Source organism: Cobetia sp. 3AK (assembly GCF_029846335.1).
GTDB lineage: Bacteria > Pseudomonadota > Gammaproteobacteria > Pseudomonadales > Halomonadaceae > Cobetia > Cobetia marina.
The window spans coordinates 15413-36508 of sequence record NZ_JARWKR010000015.1 but is presented as its reverse complement, the minus strand read 5'-3'; the positions used below and the strand labels follow the sequence as shown (position 1 = coordinate 36508).

The following is a 21096-nucleotide window of genomic DNA, read 5'->3' as shown; positions in this document are numbered from 1 at the left end:
AATGAAACGGGTGCTGGGGTTCCTCAAGAGTTTCTGGTTGGCGTCGTCACTGCTGTGGCTGGCCGGTGTCGTGCTGTGCGTCTGGTGGGTGCCACGTCTGGGTGGCTCGCTGGAACGCCTGGCCATCGCCGTGGCGCTGCTGACCGCGGTGTGGCTGCTGGCCATCGTGCTGCGCAAGTATCGCAAGGTGCGCGCCGAGCGGGATCTGGAAGACCTCGTCCAGCTGGAAGTGGACCGCGAAGCCGCGGATGCCGCCACCGAAGCCGGCGACTACGAAGTGCTGCGTGAGCGTCTCAAGTCGGCGCTGCGCATGCTGCGTGCCCAGCGTGGTCTGCACAAGGGTGGCAGTGCCTCGCTCAGCGATCTGCCCTGGTATCTGGTGCTGGGTCTGTCGTCCTCCGGCAAGACCTCGCTGCTGACGCGCTCCGGCCTGAGCTCCAGCGTGGCGGGGCTGGGCGGGGATTCCGGCACCCAGTACTGCGACTGGTACTTCGGCAACGACGCCCTGATGATCGACACCGCCGGGCGTTATGTGGCCGAAGAGCAGCCGGCGCGTGCCTTCGCCGACTTCCTGCGTCTGCTGGCACGCCGTCGGCGGAGTGCGCCCATCAATGGTCTGGTGGTGGTGGTGGATCTGCCGGCACTGCTGCATGCGCCACGTGACGAGAATCATGCGCTGGCACGCCAGCTGATCGAGCGCATCAATGACTTCCGTGATGCGCTGGATGCCTCGCCGCCGGTCTATCTGATGTTCACCAAGGCCGACCAGCTGCCGGGCTTCACCGCCGCGTTCAATACGCTGGACAGCGATGCCCGCCATGCGCCGTGGGGCATGACGTTCTCGGTGGCCGAGGCGCGTCGCGAGGGTGTCGTGGCAGCCTTCTCCCGGCATTTCCCCAAGATGGTGGCGGGGCTGCGTGGTCATGTGGAAGCCGCCCTGCGTGAGCGTGGCCAGCAGGCGGACAGCGAGCTTTTGCACTTCCCGGAATACATCGCCGAGATGGAAGGCCTGCTGGCCGACTTCCTGGAGCCCTTCGATCTGCGTCGCAACAGTGCCCGCGGGCCGCTGACGCGTGGCGTCTATTTCACCAGTGCGCTGCAGGACGGCAGTGCGATGCCGGCGATTCTCGATGAGCAGGTCCGTCAGGGCTTTGCGCTCAAGGAACCGGCGGGCACCCAGGCGGCGACGCCAGCCTCAGCGACGGCGACGGTCAGTGATCGCCCCTATTTCGTCGGCGGTGTCTTCCGTGACGTGATGATTCCGGACCGCAACCTGGTGCGTCACTACGCGCGCGATGGTCAGCGGCGTTCCCTGAACCCGCTGTTGATCGGCGTGGGCGGGGTGGCAGGTGCGGTGACGCTGGGCCTGCTCGGCAACGCCTATTACCAGAGTCGCACCAGTCTCGAGGCCGTCGATGCGCAGCTGACATCGCTTGATGGCGCCGTGACCCCCAGCGTGCAGCTCGACCTGCTCCACGCTGAGCTGTCGCGTGTGCGTCAGGCCCGCGAAGAGGGCGGTCTGCCCTGGTATCAGCACATGGGACTGGATGGCGGAGAGCGTCTGAGCGCGACGCTTGAAGCACAGTACTTCGCGACCCTCAAGCAGCAGATTCTGGCACCGCTGGCGGAAGATCTCGACGCTCGCCTGCGGGCGGTCGGGCGTCTGGCGGTCTCGCTGGGCATCGTCTCCGAGTCCGCTTCGCGGCGCACCCGTGGCGAGGATGTCGGTGGGGGCGCTGGATCCGGGGGCGATGCCTCGCGGACATTGGTCGCCGATGGCAAGTCACTGCTGACCTCGAGTGGCGAGCGCCTGCGTCAGCGTCTCACCGAGCGCCCGACGCTGGGCAGCGTGCCGCGCTCACCGGGCGAACTGGCCAGTCAGCTCAAGGGCGAGGCGGATTACCGCTTGCGCGGCGGCGTCAATGACGCCTACTGGAGCACCCGACAGCAGGGGCGTGATGCGCTGCGTGACAAGGCCGAGAATTTCCGTGGCTCGTCCGCGGGACTGGGCGGTGATGGCACCGTGGCGGGTGAGGGGGGCATCCCGGACGGCGGCATGCCGGGCGGTCCGGCCTTCTCCAGTGAAGTGCTCAACCAGCTGACGCCGGAGCAGGTCGCCGGGCTGATCGATGCCTACGATGCGCTCAAGCTGTATCTGATCCTGAGCGAGCCTGCGGAACATCCGGACGTCGCCTTCGTGCGCGAAGCCCTGCCGCGCGCCTGGCATCAGCTGGCGGACAGTCACCGCCGTGTGCCGGGGGGAGATCAACGCATCGCCGACAATGTCGCGCTCTACAGCGAATATCTGGCGCAGGGCAAGGCACCTGCCCTGGTGCGGGATGAGGATCGCGTCGCGCGTTCCCGCCGTGACCTCAAGGCCTTCCTGCTCGACAACTCGCCGGCGGAGCGGGAATACCTGCGTCTGCGTCTGGCGGCCGAAGCCCGTTTCCCATCGATGACGCTCTCGGTGATGCTGCCCGAAGAGGGCGCACGTGGCTTGCTGTACGCCGGCGAATCCGTGCCGGCCTTCTTCACGCGTCGCGTGTGGGACGAGTTCGTGCGTCCCGAGTTGCTCAAGACGCTGAGTTCTGACCTGCCGGTGGAGCATGACTGGGTGCTGGAAGACGAGAACCCGGATGCCGAGCAGGGCAAGACCGAATTCGCCGAGGCGATTCTGGCGCATTACAAGCGTGACTATGCCGAGGCCTGGGAGCGCTTCCTGGCCGATGTCGGCGTGCGTCGCTTCGAAGGTCTGGCGCTCTCGCGTCAACGTCTGGCGCGCTTCAGCGACTATCAGCGCTCACCGCTCAAGACACTGCTGGCCGTGGTGGATGACAACACCCGCTGGGACAGCCGCGATGCCGAGGCCCGCAAGACGCCCCAGCCACGCGAAGCCGAGGGTGACGCACCGGCCCCGGCGGCCGAGTCGGCGGGCCTGTGGGATCAGGCGCTGGCGTGGGTCGAGGAGGATGGCAGTCAGCTGGCACAGCGTACCGGCGCATTGCAGGGCCTGCCGCACGTGCACGACGGGAAGCTGGCGGACCACTTCGCGCCGGTCGCCAGCCTGTTTGCCCAGGATGAGGGGCAGGATGGCGATGCCTCGGTCATGAACCGCTACCAGCTGCGCCTGCGTCAGCTCAAGGTGCGCCTCGACGGACTGGAGCGTGGCGATGTCGGCAAGCGTACCAAGCAGCTGCTGGCGGAGATGATCGGCGGCAAGCCCAATGAGATCTCGGCGGCGCGTGATTATGTGGCCGCCAATGTCGATACCTCGCAGGAGCCGCTGGTGCAGTCACTGCAACGTCTGTTCCGTGCGCCCATCGACTACTCGGTGGCCAGCCTGCAGGGGCCGGTGGCGTCACAGCTGGCCGCCGCCTGGGGCGAGCAGGTCGTCTCACCCTGGCATCGCATGGTCAGTGGCCGCTATCCGGTCAGCGATTCCGCCAACGAGACCTCGGTGCGTGACCTGCGTCAGTTCATCGACCCCGATAGCGGTCTGCTGACCCGCTTCGACAATGAAGAAGTCGGCAACCTGGAAGAGGGTGAGCAGGACGGTACGCCGCTGGTGGACCCCAAGATCACCGCCACCATCACCAAGGGCACGGCAGTGGGCCGGGTGCTGGAGAGTCTGGCGGATGTGGAGAACGGCTTCGAGATCATGATCCGGCCTTCCTCCCGGCTGATCTCGATCGAGCTGACGCTGGACGGTCAGCAGCAGACCTATCGCAATGGTCGTCAGCACTGGCAGCGCTTCGTCTGGCCGGGTGATCCGGAAGTCTCCGGTGCCCGACTGGAGGTGGTGACACGTGACGGCCGCCGCATCACCGTCTTCAACTTCCCCAATCGCTGGAGCCTGTTGAAGCTGATCGAATCCGCGGACGTGACAGACCTGGATACCGCCCGTCAGCGCTTCACCTGGTACACCCCGGTGGGCCCGGTGAGCTTCGAGGCGCGCAACTTCGGTGGCGTGAAACTGACGGACCTCAAGCAGGTGCGCAACCTGTCCATGCCTTCGGTCGCCGGGAGATGACCGCATGATCGGCTTCTTCGGCAAGCTGCCCGGCAGCGCGGACTTCATCGCCCATCACGCGGGCCACAAGGACATCCGGGAACTGGATGGCTGGTGGCAGCGGGCGCTGAATCGCATGGCCGAGCGCGACGAAGACTGGCAGGCACGTTTCGATGCCTTGCCGCTGTGCTTCTTTCACTACCGCGCCAGCAGCGGAGCCTGGTTGATGGGGGTCATGTCGCCCTCGCAGGACGCCTCCGGGCGACGCTACCCGCTGCTGGTCTTCCAGCGGCTGGCCGTCTCGCCGGTGGTGGAAGGCAGTGTCGGGGTGCATACCCTCGGCGAGACCTTCGCCGGGCAGGTGCGGGAGTTGCTGCGCGATGTGATGCATTGCGCAGATCCCCAGCAGGCACAGGAGCGTCTGCTCACGGGAATCGAGGCGCTACGCCCGCTGGATGATTCCGATCTCAAGCTGCATCGGCGTCTGTTCGCGCGCTTTCTGGAAGACGTGCGCTATGGGGACCTCACGCGGGCGCTGGCCAGTGGCTTCCCCGACGTGAGCGCCCAGCGACTGACGCAGGACATGCAGGCATCGCGCCGGCAGCTGGCGACAGGGGGCGCGCGTGATGACACCCGGGGGCAGGCGGCATTGCCACTGCCCCCGGAGCGCGCGCTGAAGCGTCCCGCGGCGGACCTGTGGCTGCACTGGCTGGAGCATGACAATGGCGCGCCGGGGCAGATCAGCGTGATCGTCGATGACTTCATGCGCCCGACATTGATGCGCTTCACGCGTGACGATCATGACGCACTGCGCATTCTGGCGGGCTCCGCCTTCGAGGTGCTCGGGCCCTGGCGCCTGCTTGGCAGCGGGGAGCCTCACGCTGGCCCGCTGGAGGCGTCTCACGCCTCGACACTGGGCATGGGAGCCTACATCGCCGCTCTGTCAGATGACCGGAAAGATGACCCGGGGCCGCAGGGGACAAGGGCGGGCAGTGACGACACGGTATTCGGCGACATATCCAAGGATGAATCGGCACCGACATGAACAAGCTAAAGCTCCACGTTCTCAAGTACTACCTCCTCAAATACCGCCCGTATTGGTTGGGCGTGCTGTTCTTCCTGGGCATCTTCCTGATCTGGGGCGCCGGTGTCGGACTCGGCTTCTCGTCACTGGACAGTCTGCTGGTCGGCATTCTGGCGTTTCTGGTGGCCTCTGCCCTGTATCTGCTGCTGCTCTATCGCGGGGTGGGAGAGCGCAAGGATGTCGAGTCGCTGTTGATCCAGAACGCCGATGACGCCGTGCTCAGCGCCGCGCCCCAGGACCGCGAGGAAGTCAGCCTGCTGCGCGAGCGCCTGCTGGCGGCGCTGGATCGCATGCGCAAGAGTGCCAGCGAGAAACGCGGTGGCTGGTTCACCCGTCAGGGTGATCTGCTCTATACGCTGCCCTGGTATCTGGTGATCGGTCAGCCGGCCGTGGGCAAGAGCACGCTGGTGTCGCGCTCAGGGCTGGATTTCCCCTTCGCGGAGCGCGAAAGCGCACGTGTCGCGGGCATCGGCGGCACCCGTCACTGTGACTGGTTCTTCAGCAGTGAGGCCGTGTTGCTGGATACCGCAGGGCGTTACGTCAGCTCCGAGGAGGAAGTCGGCAAGTGGCGTGCCTTCCTCGACATGCTGCGTCGCTATCGTCCGCGTCAGCCGCTCAACGGGTTGATCGTCGCGGTCAGCATCGATGAAGTGCTCCAGAACCGCCATGACGTCGAGGCACTGGCACATCAGCTGCGCGAGCGTATCCAGGAAAGCTACGAGCGTCTCGGTGCGGCTCTGCCCATCTATCTGGTGTTCACCAAGAGCGACCACATCCCCGGCTTTCGCGAGTTCCATGCTCAGCTGGCACCGGCGCAGCGCGATGAAGTGCTGGGCATGAGCTTCCCGCACCAGGGCTATGCCGAGGCGGATTGGCGTACACGGTTCAGTGAGGCGATGACACGCCTGGTGGCACGTTGCGCGGGTACCGGGGAGCGCTGTCTGGTCGAGGGGGACATCGTGCGCACCCGCGAGGCCCCGGCGGCGGTGGAATTCCCGCGTGAGCTTGAAGCGCTGGCACCGCATCTGACCGATTTCGTCACCGAGCTGCTCAAGGTCAATCCCTATCAGGCAGCGCCGCTGCTGCGCGGGTTCTACTTCACCAGTGCGCTCTCCGAGGGGCAGGCCAGCACGGCAGCCCATGGGCGTAACGTGGCGTCACGCTTTGCCGTCACCGAGCGTCATGCGCCGGGCCATCAGGATGGCAAGCCGCTGTTCGTCTCGGGGCTGTTCTCGCGGGTATTGCTGCCGGATCAGCATCTGGTCGGCCTTTATGGCGGTGCCAACCTGCAACGTCGGCGTCAACTGCGTTGGGTGTGGCTGGCGCTGGCGCTCGCCGCGGCCATGTGCCTGGCGTGGGCGGTGTCCTTCACCGCCAACACCCGCGAGCTCGGCGCGCTGGATCAGGCCCTGGATGCCGCCTACGAGGAAGACGCCGGCGAGCCCGATGCCTATGCCCAGTGGGCGACGCTGGATGCCCTGCGTGACAGCGCGGCCCGCTACGATGCTCGCCATCACGAGCATGGCGTGCCCTGGTCGCTCGGTTTCGGGCTCTATGAAGGCGAGACGCTGGAACCTGAGCTGCGGGACGTCTATTTCGGCGCGCTGCGTCAGACGATGCTGGTGCCGATCGCCAGCAACCTCAACCAGTCGCTGTTCATGCTGCCGACCATCAGCGTGCATGACCGCGAGGACGGGCCGCGCGAGACGGATATCCATGTCCCGGGAGTCGAGGACCACGCCCAGCCGCGTGACAACTCGGCCCAGGCGCTGGCGGACTTCGGCAACAACACCCTGAAGACCTATCTGTCCCTGTCGCGCACGCCGCGCGAGGACATCGAGGCGGACTGGCTGCGCAGCGAGATGCCGGTCTACTGGTACCCGGCCATCACCCAGGGAGAGGATGTGCCGCGCGATAGCCGTGATCTGGAATATGCCAGCCGTCAGGTCAACTTCTATGCCGAGCAGGTGGTGCGCCCGGACGTGCCGCGTCTGGAGGACAACACCTTCCTGGTGTCATCCAGTCGCAACTACATCGATGGTCTGCTGGACCGCTCCCTGAGCACCGTCGAGACCATCACGCTGGAATCCGACACCCTGTTCGCCTTCGGGCGTGCGGATTACTCGGGCCTGCAGGGCGAGGGGCAGCGTCAGCTGAATGCCATCGCCGAACGACTTTCCAATACGCCGAACCTGGGGCGCATCACCATCACCGGCCACGCCGACCCGATCGGCTCGGCCACTGCCAATCGTCGGATCTCGCTGCAACGCGCCGAGACCGTGCGCACCTATCTGGTGGGCAAGGGGCTGCCGGGTGAGCTGATCGGCGCGGAAGGGGCCGGCAGTGATCGTCCGCTGGTCAAGTGCGATGGCCAGATGTCACGAGCGGAGAGAATCGCCTGTCTGGCCCCCAATCGTCGTGTCGAGATTGAAGTGCGTGCACTGAACTGATCAGTCCAGACCTGACCTGAACAGAACACAACAGAACTGACGGGCAGCGCCCAACCGGTTTCATTTTGCCGACTCACGGAGGAGTCGAGCTCTTGGATGACAGGCCTGAAGGCAGGCCCGGCGCAAGAGAGCGGAGAAGCATGGACATACGCAGTGGGGGTGCCTGGATGGCATCTCCTGGCGGTAGCGTGTCCGAACACGCGTTGCAGGTGGCAGCCAGGGAGGGCTGCTACCCGTGATGCCCACCCATCACATGACGGAAATGGAGTTTTACCATGGCTTTTGACGCCTACCTCAAGATCGACGGCATCCCGGGCGAGAGTCTGGATACCAACCACAAGGACTGGATCGAGCTGCTGAGCTTCGAATTCGGCGCCAGCCAGGCGACTTCCGCGACTGCCAGCTCCGCCGGTGGTGCGTCTGCCGAGCGCGTCAACCTGAGTGAGTTCGCGATCAAGAAGTTCATCGACAAGGCTTCTCCGAAGCTGTTCGAAGCTTGCTGCCGCGGTCAGCACATCAAGGAAATCACCCTGCAGGTTCACCGTGCCGGTGGCGAGCAGGTGCGTTACATGGAAGTGAAGCTTGAGGAAGTCATCGTGTCCTCCGTGGACCTGGAAGGCATGGCGTCCTTCTCCCAGGCCGGCGGTGGCGGTGCGACCGATTCCGTGCACGATGCGCGTCACGATCTGCCGTCTGAAGAGATCAAGCTGAACTTCGCACGTATCAAGGTCACCTACACCCAGCAGAAGCGCAGCGATGGCCAGGGTGGCGGCAACATCACCGGTGGTTGGGATCGCACGCGCAACCGCGTCTACTCCTGAGTATCGGCTCATGGCGCGGCGGCGTGAGTCGCCGTCCATGAACAGGAGAGTGGCATCCCGGGGCTTGGCCAGCGTGCTGGCGTGAGCTCGTCTTCAGGGGATATCACGTCCGGGTAGAAGGCATGCCGGGGGAGCGAAAGGCTCTCCCGGCATGTCTGTTTTCCCCTTGCGCATCCCCGTTTGCCTCGATGAGCGCCTGCGAAATCATTGTGCTGTCAGTTCTGTGCCAACAGCTCTTTGCCAACAGGGTCTGTGCTAATAGCTCTATACCAATAGCGCTGTGCTAACTGGCTCTGAAACAACAGCACTGCGCCACAGTGATTTCGCAGGCGTTGCCTCGCAACGCGATCAACACGTGATTCAGGAGAGACAAAATGGCCGACGAATGGGACCGCGACGAACTGCTCGCGCCAATCGGCGCTCATGGGACAGGAGAGGACCTGGGCTTTTCGCTGCTCTTTGACGAGATCAAGGAAGCGCGTCGCGCAGACCCGGCCTACCTCAGTCAGGGCGAATGGCAGGCCGATCTCAAGAAGTCCGACTGGAATGCCGTCATCTCGTTGACTGCCGACGGTCTGGCCGAGCAGAGCAAGGACCTGTCGCTGGCGGGCTGGCTTTGCGAAGGCCTGGCGCACCGGGATCATTTCATGGGTCTGGCCTGGGGGCTGGAGCTGATGACGGCGCTGTGTGAGCAGTACTGGGAGACGCTTTACCCGACGCTCGAGGAAGGTGATGAAGAGCGTGTCGCCCGTCTGACCTGGCTGGATGACACCCTCGCCGGCATGATCGGCACCTTGCCGCTGGTGGAAGGGCAGCTCTACGGGCTCGACCGCTATGAGGAGTCGCGTCAGGTCGAGAACCTGGCACGTACCGACGTGGATGCCATGGAAAGCGCGCTGGCGGATGGCAAGATCAACGCCGATATCTTCCAGCGCTCCGTGGTGCTGACCGAGACGGCGACCTTCCGCGAGCGTCACCAGAAGATCGTCAAGTGCCAGCAGGCGCTGGCCGGTCTGGTGGCGCAGCTCAATGCGCAGCTGGGGGTGAGCGCGCCGACCTTCAGCCAGCTGCAGCGTGGTCTGGCGGATTGCACCCAGTTGATCGAGCGACTGCTGGGCGAGCGCGGGGTCAGCCTGGACGATGAGGCCCAGGCATCTGCCGAGAGCGATGCAGAAGTGACGGACGCCGCAAGTGGCGATGCCTCCACAGGGGACGCGAGTGTCACGCCAACCGCTCAGGCGGGCATGGCGCCGGCGGCACTGCGCACCACGCCGCAGACCCGTGAGGAAGCCTTCGACATGCTCAATGGCGTCGCCCAGTACTTCAAGGGCAGCGAGCCGCACAGCCCGGTGCCGTATCTGGTCGAACGCGCCGTGCGCTGGGGCCGCATGCCGCTGGAGGAATGGCTGCGTGATGTCATCCGCGAGGAACATGTCGTGGACGGCATCCGTGAAACCCTGGGCACTCAGCGGCGTGATGATCACTGATGATGTTCAAGAGCTCGATCTATGACCGCCTGCAGCAGGTGCGCCCGGCAGAGCCCGAGGCGCCGGTCGTCAAGGTGCGCAGCGACTACCGCACCGACACCCTGTGTCTGCTGGATGGCGTGGCGCTGACCTCGGCAGGGGCGGTGGCCAAGGGGCAGCTGCCGTCATCGGCGGCGGCCGAGATCTCCGCGACCCTGCGTGGCCCGGATGGCTATGGCCTGCTGGTACATGAAATCGCGCTGGGCCAGGCGGGCGCATCGCCTGCCTCCGGCGAGCAGGTGGCACGTCTCGATCGCCGCCATCAGCGGCTCGAGACCTTGATCCAGGCCCTGATCATCGACGCGCTGCTGATGCTGGAAGCGCTGCCGGAGGGCGCGCCCTTCGATATCGTGCTGAGTGCGCCGATCCGTCATGCCAGCCTGGTGGAGGGGTTCATCGCACGTCTGCGTGAGACGGTGGCGGCCACGCCCTTCGCCGACGCGCTGGGCAGCGTCACGCATCGCGCGGCGGCCGATCAGGGCCTGCATGAACTGCTGGCCGCCGAGGAATCGGGTGGCATGCCGCATGTCATCTGGCTCAGCGTCGACTCCCTGTTGTTCGACAGCAGCGTCTCGGAGCTGTCGCGGCGCGGACAGCTGGCGTATGCCTCCCGCCCCAGCGGTCTGTTTCCCGGTGAGGCTGTCGCGGCGCTGCTCTTCGAGCGTCTCGCGCCTGACTCACCGGCTCCCTTGCAGGGCTGGCAGGTGCCGCTGGCGGCAACGCTGTCTCATCCCGAGCGAGGCAGCCGCGAGCTGCGCCGCTCGCCGGCACCGCTGATGCAGCTGATCGAGCGCCAGTGGCCCGTGCAGGCGGAAAATGACGAGCATGCCTCTACCCGCGAGCCGTTCGAGCCCATGCGTCTGGTGATGGATAGCCTCGGGCTGCCCGGGCGCGCGGTGGAAGCCGGCACCAGCCTGATGAATCGCTGGCCGGGGCTGGACATGATCGAGGATGGCACCACGCTCGACAGCTTCTGCGGCTGGCCGGGCGATGCCTGGCTGGCGTTGGCGCTGGTGCTGGCGATCGCGGAACTGGAAGACAACGACAGCGCCCTGGTCGTGTCGCTGCGGGACGATACCCGGACCCGGATGCTGGCACTCATGCCCTGTGCCGGTTAGCGCTGACGGCGCTGCATTTGCCCTGTGCTGACTGTGCTCGTCCTGTGTTGACTGTGCTCGTCCTATGTTGAACATCGCTGCGTCTTGAGACGCATGACCCGAACTGAATAAGCCGGTGCACTCGCTTGCCGAGCGAACAAGCGCGCGCACCGTGAGGATGTTAAGGATGGCAGAGAATTCCTGGCTGGATAGCCTGCTGGAGTCGTTCGAGATTTCACTGAATCAGAACGAGCGCCTGCTCACGCTTGAGATGAGCGGCGCGGACTTCATCCCGCATCGCCTGGTGGGGGAAGAGCGCATGTCGCGTCCCTTCGCCTATACCCTCGACTGCATCTCCCAGAACGGTGATATCGAACTCAAGACCCTGATGGCACAGCCGGCGGCGCTCTCGGTGCGTCAGGCCGATGGCAGCTACCGCAAGCTCTCTGGGCTGGTCGAGTCGGCCGCACTGCTGGGTGAGGACGGCGGCGTCTTCTATTACCAGCTGACGCTGGTGCCGTGGATGACGATGCTCAAGCTCGGCCGCGACAGCCGCATCTTCCAGGACCTCACCGCCGTCGAGGTGATCGAGTCGGTATTCTCGAATCACGCCATCGCGCAAGGCGAAGCCCAGGGCGGCTGGCGGCTGGACCTGCGCCGCGAGTATCCGACGCGCAGCTACTGTGTGCAGTATCGTGAGAGCGACTTCCAGTTCGTCAATCGCCTGATGGAGCAGGAGGGGCTGTTCTACTACTTCGAACACGCCTCTGACGACAGCGATTTCAATGGTCATCGCCTCGTCATCACCGACGATGTCGCGACCTGTGCGCCGGTCGAGCCGCAGGTGATTCGCTTCCACCGTCAGGATGCCACTGAACTGGAAGACTCCATCACCCAGTGGAGCGGCCGCCGTCAGCAGCAACCGACTCGCGTCAGCCTCGGCACCTTCGATTACAAGCAGCCGGGCCTCGAAAAGCGCTCCGGCCAGGACACGCGCAGCGATCAAGGCAACCTCAGCGAGCAGGAAGTCTACGACTACCCCGGCGAGTACTACTTTGATGATCACTCGCGCGGCGAACGCCTGACCGTCAATCGCCTCGAGGCCCATGAATCCCGCGCCAAGCGTTTCTATGGCGCCGGGGGCACCCGCCAGTTGAAGGTCGGCCGCTGGTTCGAACTCAGCCAGCACGCCCGCCATGAAGACGGCGACTCGAGTGAGCGCGAATTTCTGGTGCTGGGCCTGACCGTTTGTGCCGAGAATGCTCTGCCGGTCTCCGCGCACCTCAAGGCGCTACCGGGCAGCCTGCAGGCGCGCATGGCCGAGGCGCGCCAGGCACATGGTCTTGAGAGTGATGCGCAGGACGACTACGCCGATGTCGGCACCGGTCAGTATCTGATCGACTTCGAATCCCAGCGTCTCAGTCAGCCGTATCGTCCGTCTCTCGATCATCCGCGCCCCAATCTTGGTGGCCCGCAGACTGCGATTGTCGTCGGCCCCGAGAACGAAGAGATTCACACCGACTCGCTCAACCGCGTGCGCGTGCAGTTCCACTGGGACCGCAGCGAGAAGGGTGCCGCTGATGCCAGCTGCTGGCTGCGTGTCGCGCAACCCAACGCCGGTGCCGGCTGGGGTAGCGTGTTCGTGCCGCGTATCGGTCAGGAGGTCATCGTCGATTTCCTCGAAGGCGATGCCGATCGCCCGTTGATCACCGGGCGGGTCTACAACGGCGACCAGACCCCGCAATGGCACTCCAATGGCCTGCTCTCGGGCCTCAAGAGCAAGACCTATCGCGGCAACAAGTACAACGAGCTGGTGTTCGATGATGCGACCGATCAGGAGCGCGTGCGCCTGAACTCGGAGCACGAGAAGTCCCAGCTCAATCTCGGCTACTTGATCCACCAGCAAGGCAACACACGCGGCAGCTTCCGCGGTACCGGCTTCGAGCTGCGCTCGGACGCCTATGGCGCCATCCGCGCGCATCAGGGCCTGCTGCTGACCAGCTGGGGGCAGATCGCCGCCAGTGGCGAACAGCTCGATCTCACCCCCGCTCAGCAGCAGTTGGCCAGCGCCTATCAGCTCTCCAATACGCTCAGCGAGAGTGCTACCAGCCATGAGGCGGAAGCACTCGCGACCCTCGATAACCTCAAGCTGGCCAGTGAAGATGCCCAGGGGCGCTACGGCGCTGAAGACAGTGGCACCAGTTTCGATGGCAGCTCTGCCTCAAGCGCCAGCGCTGGCGGGCGTGGTGAAGCCGCACGGCTCGACGCCCCCTGGCTGCATGTCAGCTCACCGGCAGGCATCGCGCTGAGTACGCCGGAATCCACCCATCTGGCGCAGGGCAAGTCACTCAGCATCACCAGCGGCGAAGACATCAATCTGGCCACCGGCCGCAGCCTGATCGCCTCGCTCTCCGAAAAGTTCTCGCTGTTCGTGCAACGTGCCGGCATCAAGCTGTTTGCTGCACGTGGCAAGGTGGAAATGCAGGCGCAGAGTGATGCGATGGAACTGACCTCCGAGAAGGACATGACCATCACCTCCACCGAAGGCACCGTCACCATCCAGGCCAAGAACGAGATTCTGCTCACCAGCGGCGGCGGCTATATCCGCCTGAGTGGCGGCAACATCGAAGTGCACGGGCCGGGCAAGGTGGATGTCAAAGGCGCGCAACATAGTTTTGGCGGGCCGACGCGTTTAAGTAAATCACTGACCCCCTTGCCTGATCCTCAAGGTATTTATTCCGAATTCTTTACTTTGAAGGATGAACAGACACAAGTTCCTCTCAAGTATGCGAGATATCGTATAACAACGGCCGAAGGACAGGTGTTTGAAGGGCGTAGTGACGGTGAAGGTCGTACACAACGCGTACATACATCTTCCTCGCAGCAGATGAAAGTCGATGTACTTGATCGGTTAGATGACTTTGCATAATAAATTCTTGTTAAAAATTTAACTGGGAAGTGATATGTCTGAGGGTAAGGCGCAGACTCGGCTTGTAGCCGTTGGAAAGGATGCTCCAATAGGTAAATCGCCATTACTTTTCTATGCAGTTGGGCGAAATAAATTAATCAAAGTGCCTGCTGAAAATGTAGTGGCATGTATGGAAGAAATACGATTATTGGAAGCGGTTGTCGAAAATTATCACGCGGAGATTGAAAGGCTTCAAGGCGATTTAAGTAATTACGAAGCCATGATGATGTCTTATGATGAAGAAGATCCAGAATGTGTTAGGTATAAGGCTGAGTTTGAAAAAAATATTGCTAGCGGCCAAAAGAAAGTTGATAAGGCAAATCAAGCATTAAGAGAGATTTTGGTATCACTATCTAGCCTAGATGATGAAAGTAATGTTATCGTGGAATTGATACCTATTAGACGTAATGATGGAAATGCGCAGAGTTTCCGAATGTGCTATATGCGCTCTCAGGTAGTAGATAGTTTAACATCAAAAATTGAGTTGAAACCTATAGCTCAAGATGGTGCTACCTCTTTGGCAGACGATGTGCTTGAGAAGGGGGAGATAGTATGGGCATCTATATACAGTCAATTGAAAGAGCAGGCTATTTCAAAAACCTTGAAAACAGATTTCACATGGTTTGATGAATGGTTGAAAAAAGATGAAGATACGATCGACCTCTGTAAATGGACTAAAGAGCTAAATAAACAGCTTAACTTAAAGTATAATAGTGAGGCGGATAGTAAGCAGCAGAGTCGTGACGGAAAAGTAGAGTTATCGGGGGAGGCACAATTAGCGCGCTGGACATATGGAGCTAGTGGCTTGACTGGTGAGCTCACGCCACTTGAAGGCAAGACCAGGCTAAAAGCTAATGCTGCTGCCAAGTTATCCTTGTTTGAAGCTAAAGGGTCTATAGATTATTATCGGCCATCAGGTGGCCTGAAGTTGATGTACGAACTGGATGATAAGCAGGTATTACAACTTGGGATGTTACGTGTACATGCATTCATCAGTATGTCTGGCGCCATCGGCGCAAGTATCGCAGCTGAGATAAATGTTGATCTTGAAGTGGCTCAGGGCGGGATAAAAGCGCGAGGCACCAGAGGTGAGTTGGTACCTATGGGGCCTCCTGGAAGCCAGCAATCCATTATCTTGATGGAGGAAGATAAAAATGAACAAAAGGCTGAGGCTACACTTGAGGCATTTATAGGTGGTAAAGCCGAAGCATTCGCCAGAATGCAGTTGGAATGGAAAAGCCCCGAAGCAGATCATGAATTCAAGCCATTTGCCATTACTGGCGCAGGGGTGGCTGCGTATGCTGGCATGAATTTCGCTGGTAACTTTAGTGTTTCTTATCAAAATGGTAGATTCAGAATTAGAGCAAAGGCTGGTATTTGTTTAGGTCTAGGTGCTTCTGGGGAAGTTTCTTATGAAGTAGATACAAAGCTTTTGCGTGAATTCGCAGCATGGACTTATTATCAGCTAAAAAATGCCGACTTTGTTTATCTAGAGTTTATTGATTCAGACGCATTTAATGCCCTTGCTAATATTTTTACACTCGCGATCGCATATGGGAAAGATATAACGGAGTTTATGTATGAGACTCCTGAACTGATAAAGGATGAGCTAGACTTGTTGGTAAAGGATATCGTTGATGATGTTAATGATATAAGTTACGTTAAAGACTACAAAGCGGCCTCTCAACGTGCAAGTGTAATGAAGTCTATTATAGATTCTGATAGTGATAAGTTATCTATATTAGTTCCTGAGGCTAAGAGTAAAATATTAATATTGTTAATAAAAACAGATAGTTATGATAAATACGTGCCGGTTAATAGAGATTACTCTCTGCTAGTCTCTGAGTTTACAGTTTTTGGTAGTATGTCAGACAGAAAAGAAGCTATTATAAAGTTGCTGAAGTATGTACAATCGTTGACAGAGTATAAAAACATAATGCAGCGTATTAAAAGCATGGATGGAGATAAAGGATCTTGGGTTGAGGGCGAGCGATTAATATTAGAATTTCTTGCTACAGGAGAGGAGAGTTACTCTTACCCTATATCTAGTAACTATCCAAGTGAGCTGGAAGAAATAAAAAGTCGACTAAAAGCAACTACTTCAAAAGGAACAGTTGTGGCTAAAAATGATAGTGTAGAGTATTTTGAACAGCCAGAGTATAGTAGTTATTTGAATATACCCTGCTATAACCAAACTCAGTGTGTTGTTGATGTTGATGAGTTTGGTTATGTATGATTTTTGCGTACACTTTTACTAATTAGAGACACATCTGAAAGTATGAGTGCGTAAACTACCCTTTTTTACCGCACCACTTGGTGTCCTAAAACTAGCATCTGGGAAAGAGCTTGCTCGCCTGATCGTAAATTTAGCAGTAGTTCCCTCACCAAAGCTTCCCCCTCGTTCGACTTTTTCAGTCCCTGACTTAGGACCTTGGGGGTTGTGTTGTGGTGAGTTTTCATAGTAGTTTTCACTATACCAATCATTAGTCCATTCATAGCCATTGATCCCCATTTGGTATATTCCCATAGGGTTTGGCGGTATAGATTTAATTTTACTTGGTGCCAGAGTAGAATTCGCTGGCGTGCTTTTCTTGATCTCATCTCTTGTAAGAATATTGACTCCCCTTCGATAGGAGCCATCATTAGTCCCAAATAAATAGAATTTCCCTCTTGAACGAGCAGCAAACTCCCATTGCGCTTCAGTCGGTAATTTATAGGTGCTGTCAGTATTAGCAGAAAGCCAAGAGCAATAGTCATTGGCTTGGTGCCACGTGACTCCCGCTGGAACATTAGGAGCTCTATATTTTTTCTCAATGCCACTGTTGTTTATAGTTTGTTTTCCAGTGGCTAGCGTATAGGTATCAAAATCATCATAGGATACTTGAGTCGCAGAAATAGAATAACTATCAAGAGTCACTGTATGTAATGGCTTGTTGTCTTTGTCAACGGAGTAAGGCAAGCCATTGGTCCCCTCATCAATAGGCCCAAAATCGCCCATTTGGAAAGTACCGCCTTTGACAAAAATCATATTGTCTTCAGTTTTTTTGATAAGAGCCGCGATTTTTTTCTGATCGGAGGTAGTAAGTTCCTTGCTATTGGACTCAGATTCATTGCAGCCTGACAGTAGCAAAAGTGACATTGCTAAGATAACAGTGGAAGATGAATTACTCACTATATTCACTCAAATAGTTAAATGTTGCGATATAATATCATTTTTTTATTCATAAGTAAATGTGAAGCTATAGATGAATGGTCATTCTATAGTGATCAATATTTATTCTTATATAGTTGATCTTTGAAGGTAAAATTTTAATGATCGCAGTTATTCTTGGTTAAATGATAAAACTTTTGAAGCGTTTTATTACTAGATAGGAGATAAGCATGTTCAGTTCCGGAGATGGCGTTATCGTACTCGGTGATAGCACCACACATGGCGGCAAGGTGGTGTCTGCCCAGTCCAATTATCTGTTGGAGGGCAAGCCGGTGGCAGTGGTGGGGGATATGGTGACGTGCCCCAAGGATGGCCACAGCACCTGCAGCATCATCGAGGGGCATCCCACCATCAGCTTGAATGGCAAGCCGGTAGCGTTCCACGGCTGCCATACGGCATGTGGTGCGACGTTGATCTCGGCGGCGAATGGTACCCATGGACTAGGTTGATAAACTGTTCGCATTACCCAAAAACCCTCATGGCTACTCCATGAGGGTTTTTTGATATTTATAGCTCCATACCGATTATGAACTACCTACTAATATCATTGGCCCAGCATCAAGATAAGTGATAAAGAGCTACAAAAGGTATTGGAGAACTGATTATGAATAAAGCCCAGAGAAAGATACTCGAAGCGGTCGGAGTTTTAAGCAATAATCGACTTGATTGTTCATCGTTTTCCAAAAAACATATATTGGATGTAGAGAAAAAATTCGATGAAGTAAAAAAACCAGGGTTTGTGTGTGCTAAGCGAGATGACTGTCTAATATTAGCAGAATCTTGGTTCCGAGAAAGAGGCTTGTATTTGTCATGGGGGAGTATTGGCAGTATATTTCTTGTTTCTATCTGCATTTTTTTTGCTGCTATGATTTTTATAAAAGAAGGTGTTCTGAATATTCCAGCAACATTAGCTGCACTAGCTGCGTTATGCATGGGGTGGGTGAGTGCCTATCCTCTTTTTTTTGCTGCCAAAAGTGAACTTAAGTTCCAAGGGTTACAATATACCGTCTTTAACGCTAACTCTAAAAATATTCATTTTGTCAGCGAGGTCGATTTTCAATCCAAAACCTGTCGCTGGGATGAGTGCACATTCTGTCTCGCCTATTCTGCGGGCAGTGTAGATGGTTATTATTACGAGCTTAAGGGCTACTTGTTCAAGGAAGATGGTAGCACCAAAGACAGCTTTTCGTTTGATGATTATCATTATATGATCTCGAATAATGATAATACTCGCCAAATGATGATCAAGGATCTTTCCGCCAGGTTCGAATATGTACGCCGTTTTATGCAAGAGGGTCCTGATTCTGTAGAGGCTGTTACAGAGACATTGGATTTGAAGCCAAGCCTCTCCGAGGCGGCCCACCGATTTCAGCCTAGGTCCGAAGCCTCTGAAGGTAAGAAGTTCCATGTGATCTATTCAATAGTACGCACAGTGTTTCTGATTCCCTTTAGCGTACAAGTCGTGGGCCACTACTTTTTCTGTCGCTATTGTCGCCTACCAGAGTGGCCGCAAAGTGTGATTGACGAGTGTGGTAAAGATATTTTCCCAAAGCGGTAATATCTATCATTTAACTCACATTGGCCGCAGGCTCTGTGAGTAATGACTAGAAAATTTAGGTGTTATCCTTAAGTCTATGAAAGAGAATGTATAGATGTAGATGTGCCACACCTCTAAATAATTTTATGAAGCATTGGAAATTGCCCTTTGAATATTGAAAAATATCTTCGTGTAACAGGATTAACCAAAACAGGAAATTATCCTGATATCATTATTCCTGCTAAAAAGGAGGAATGTATCAGCATATCCCCACAAACAATATTTTATATAAATGATGATTATATTCTTCTAGGGGACGCAGGGTTTCGGGAGAGAGGTATGCTACTTGGTCTAAGCATTCTCTTGATGCCAGTAGTAATTGCGATGTGCTCTTTTTTTGGGTATTATATGTTTTCGGTAAAAGCGTATATTGCTTTTGCTTTTGTTGTATTATTTATTTTGTTTTTGTCACACCCTTATATATTGGGGGCATGGATTGAGATAACACGAGTTCCTGTGTCTCCGGTAGTCTTCAATCGCAGAACTGGTAAAGTATATTTTTTCAGCGATAAAGATCATCAGCCCAAACAAAGGCCTTGGACAGATTGTTTGTATGCTGTTGCTTATAAGGGGAGGTCTATTACGGCCTGCCAATATGAGTTGCGTGGTTTTTTAATGGACGGACATCGTGTCGAGGATAGTTTTTCCTTTGGTGATACTGTTCTTGAAATGAAAGAAGCCCCCAAGAATGAGGTTTTTTACCTTTTCTATTATATACAAGCATTCATGGAGTATGATAATGAGTTTGAACAACCACCTAAACTCATGTCTTGGCGTCCATCGTTAGCTGAATCCGCAAGACACACGATACCCAGGCTCATCACAGACAACTCAGCTATAAATTTTCTTTCTACTGTCTTCTATCGCACCATGTGTGTCTTTTTCTCATGGCAAATACTCGGACATTATCTCATCTGTCGATATGGAAAGGTTCCACAATGGTCACAGGAGATTATCGATGAGTGCGGTGAAGATATAGTTTTGAAGTAACTATATATCTTCTGAATGCAATCACGGAATACAACACACTTTTCAGACTAGATGGAGAAATTATCAATGTTCAGTTCCGGCGACGGTGTTATCGTGCTCGGTGATAGCACGACACATGGTGGCAAGGTGGTGTCTGCCCAATCCAACTATCTGTTGGAGGGCAAGCCGGTGGCAGTGGTGGGGGACATGGTAACGTGCCCCAAGGATGGCCACAGCACCTGCAGCATCATCGAGGGGCATCCGACGATCAGCTTGAATGGTAAGCCGGTGGCGTTTCACGGCTGCCATACGGCATGTGGGGCGGCGCTGATCTCTGCGGCGAGTGGCAAGCACGGCCTGGGATGAGGGCGTGAGCTTGTCCATGTGGTATCTGTATTCGATGATCCCGTAGCCCTGGCTGCGGGATTTTTCGTTCTGGATCTGCGTGAGCGCCGCGGTCTCATGTTTCAAGCGGCGCATTGCTGTGGCGGGGGCTGCATTCACGTTCAAGGTTTCATTGAAAGTCTTTCTCCGTGCCGCGGGTTTTTCAGCCAGGCAGCGAAAGATAGTGTCAGTCACTTCCCGAGACAGAGCTGCTGCCACGTGACGCAGCAGATCTTGCCGTTGGGCCGATGACAACCATTGACTATAAGGGGCATCTCCATGCTCACCTTGATCGTGAAATTTGACGTCAAGCCCGAACAACTCGATACCTTCAAGCAGGCCTTGGCTGACAACAAGCTGGGCTCAGCGGATGAACCGGGGATGCTGGAAATGCGTTTCTTCGCGGCCAAGGATTCTCCCACCACCATCTTCGCCTACGAGCGCTGGGCAAGCGCCGAAGCGCATCAGGCACATGTGAATCAGCCCTACGCGCAAGCCCTGCTGAAACTGGCTGACACGGTGTTGGCATCGCCATTCGAGGTGATGCCCTTGAACGATACTGACCCGGCGCCATTGCATGAGGCGAACCCCAGGCACGTGCAGCCGGAAGATGAGGTATTCAGTATCTTCTTCATCTTCAAGATCAAGGAAGAATATCGCGCTCGGTTGCTGCAGCAATTCACCACGCATGTGGCGAAGACGCGCAGCGAGGAGCCGGGCAATCTCGTGTTTGATCTGTATACCATCGACGGGCAGGTCGACACGCTGGTGATATACGAGCATTGGCGCACGGAATCAGACCTGTGGGACATTCATTTCCAGCAGCCCTATGCCATCGAGACAGGCAAACTGTTGGAGCAGGCCATGGTTGGTGATATGCAGCAGTACCTGAACATCGTCAGCGAGTTCTGAGCTGACTGGCAGGACATACTCTCTCTACACCTCCATCTTGAAGACAAGGCGCAGCCACCTCGGGCTGC

Annotated in this window: 14 protein-coding genes; 13 read left to right on the top strand and 1 reads right to left on the bottom strand. The window is 57.3% G+C overall.

Annotated elements, in window-relative coordinates; translation table 11 throughout:
• The first annotated feature begins 1 nt into the window (after nt 1).
• The 8 genes from QD228_RS16370 to QD228_RS16335 all read left to right on the top strand — a co-directional run bounded on the left by QD228_RS16370 (nt 2) and on the right by QD228_RS16335 (nt 16191).
• Nucleotides 2–4030: a type VI secretion protein IcmF/TssM N-terminal domain-containing protein gene (locus tag QD228_RS16370; RefSeq protein ID WP_279876080.1), complete on the top strand. Its 4029-nt coding sequence runs from the start codon at nt 2–4 to the stop codon at nt 4028–4030.
• A gap of 4 nt (nt 4031–4034) precedes the next feature.
• Nucleotides 4035–5054, top strand: coding sequence for a type VI secretion system-associated protein TagF (gene tagF / locus QD228_RS16365; RefSeq protein ID WP_279876079.1), 1020 nt, complete (start codon nt 4035–4037; stop codon nt 5052–5054).
• Nucleotides 5051–7543: a type VI secretion system membrane subunit TssM gene (gene tssM, locus QD228_RS16360; protein ID WP_279876078.1), complete on the top strand. Its 2493-nt coding sequence runs from the start codon at nt 5051–5053 to the stop codon at nt 7541–7543. Before tagF ends, tssM begins: the two co-directional genes overlap by 4 nt.
• Nucleotides 7544–7818: 275 nt before the next feature.
• Nucleotides 7819–8364, top strand: a complete 546-nt coding sequence (locus QD228_RS16355) for a type VI secretion system tube protein Hcp (RefSeq protein WP_084208878.1) — start codon at nt 7819–7821, stop codon at nt 8362–8364.
• A gap of 374 nt (nt 8365–8738) precedes the next feature.
• Nucleotides 8739–9851 carry a type VI secretion system protein TssA gene (gene tssA / locus QD228_RS16350; protein ID WP_279876077.1) on the top strand — a complete coding sequence of 371 codons (1113 nt, stop codon included), beginning with the start codon at nt 8739–8741 and terminating at the stop codon, nt 9849–9851.
• The gene (locus QD228_RS16345) at nt 9851–11008 is read left to right on the top strand and encodes a hypothetical protein (protein WP_279876076.1); all 1158 of its coding nucleotides are present in this window, start codon (nt 9851–9853) and stop codon (nt 11006–11008) included. Before tssA ends, QD228_RS16345 begins: the two co-directional genes overlap by 1 nt.
• A gap of 166 nt (nt 11009–11174) precedes the next feature.
• Entirely contained in the window at nt 11175–13916 is a 2742-nt protein-coding gene (gene tssI / locus QD228_RS16340; RefSeq protein ID WP_279876075.1) for a type VI secretion system tip protein TssI/VgrG, read from the top strand.
• 34 nt (nt 13917–13950) lie between these two features.
• A complete protein-coding gene (locus QD228_RS16335; RefSeq protein WP_136937993.1) occupies nt 13951–16191 on the top strand; it encodes a PCRF domain-containing protein in 2241 nt (746 codons plus the stop codon).
• Between the two features lie 18 nt (nt 16192–16209).
• On the opposite strand, the gene QD228_RS16330 is transcribed toward QD228_RS16335, so the two are convergent.
• On the bottom strand, nt 16210–17127 hold the full coding sequence (locus QD228_RS16330; RefSeq protein WP_136937992.1) for an SUMF1/EgtB/PvdO family nonheme iron enzyme: 918 nt from the start codon (nt 17125–17127) through the stop codon (nt 16210–16212).
• 209 nt (nt 17128–17336) lie between these two features.
• On the opposite strand from QD228_RS16330, the gene QD228_RS16325 reads away from it, so the two are divergent.
• From QD228_RS16325 to QD228_RS16305, 5 genes are all read left to right on the top strand, one after another.
• Entirely contained in the window at nt 17337–17615 is a 279-nt protein-coding gene (locus tag QD228_RS16325; protein WP_279876074.1) for a PAAR domain-containing protein, read from the top strand.
• 155 nt (nt 17616–17770) lie between these two features.
• Nucleotides 17771–18724: a hypothetical protein gene (locus QD228_RS16320; RefSeq protein ID WP_279876073.1), complete on the top strand. Its 954-nt coding sequence runs from the start codon at nt 17771–17773 to the stop codon at nt 18722–18724.
• A 147-nt stretch (nt 18725–18871) separates the two neighbouring features.
• Entirely contained in the window at nt 18872–19753 is an 882-nt protein-coding gene (locus QD228_RS16315) for a DUF6708 domain-containing protein (RefSeq protein WP_279876072.1), read from the top strand.
• Between the two features lie 66 nt (nt 19754–19819).
• A complete protein-coding gene (locus QD228_RS16310) occupies nt 19820–20098 on the top strand; it encodes a PAAR domain-containing protein (protein WP_077377206.1) in 279 nt (92 codons plus the stop codon).
• 297 nt (nt 20099–20395) lie between these two features.
• Entirely contained in the window at nt 20396–21028 is a 633-nt protein-coding gene (locus tag QD228_RS16305) for an antibiotic biosynthesis monooxygenase (protein ID WP_279876071.1), read from the top strand.
• Nucleotides 21029–21096 lie beyond the last annotated feature (68 nt).

Bases quoted from the DNA above. Each gene is read 5' to 3' on its own strand.
- QD228_RS16310 (WP_077377206.1), top strand. From the start codon at position 19,820: ATGTTCAGTTCCGGCGACGGTGTTATCGTGCTCGGTGATAGCACGACA.
- QD228_RS16320 (WP_279876073.1), top strand. From the start codon at position 17,771: ATGAATAAAGCCCAGAGAAAGATACTCGAAGCGGTCGGAGTTTTAAGC.
- tagF (WP_279876079.1), top strand. From the start codon at position 4,035: ATGATCGGCTTCTTCGGCAAGCTGCCCGGCAGCGCGGACTTCATCGCC.
- tssI (WP_279876075.1), top strand. From the start codon at position 11,175: ATGGCAGAGAATTCCTGGCTGGATAGCCTGCTGGAGTCGTTCGAGATT.
- tssM (WP_279876078.1), top strand. From the start codon at position 5,051: ATGAACAAGCTAAAGCTCCACGTTCTCAAGTACTACCTCCTCAAATAC.
- QD228_RS16345 (WP_279876076.1), top strand. From the start codon at position 9,851: ATGATGTTCAAGAGCTCGATCTATGACCGCCTGCAGCAGGTGCGCCCG.
- QD228_RS16370 (WP_279876080.1), top strand. From the start codon at position 2: ATGAAACGGGTGCTGGGGTTCCTCAAGAGTTTCTGGTTGGCGTCGTCA.
- QD228_RS16355 (WP_084208878.1), top strand. From the start codon at position 7,819: ATGGCTTTTGACGCCTACCTCAAGATCGACGGCATCCCGGGCGAGAGT.
- QD228_RS16335 (WP_136937993.1), top strand. From the start codon at position 13,951: ATGTCTGAGGGTAAGGCGCAGACTCGGCTTGTAGCCGTTGGAAAGGAT.
- tssA (WP_279876077.1), top strand. From the start codon at position 8,739: ATGGCCGACGAATGGGACCGCGACGAACTGCTCGCGCCAATCGGCGCT.
- QD228_RS16325 (WP_279876074.1), top strand. From the start codon at position 17,337: ATGTTCAGTTCCGGAGATGGCGTTATCGTACTCGGTGATAGCACCACA.
- QD228_RS16305 (WP_279876071.1), top strand. From the start codon at position 20,396: ATGCTCACCTTGATCGTGAAATTTGACGTCAAGCCCGAACAACTCGAT.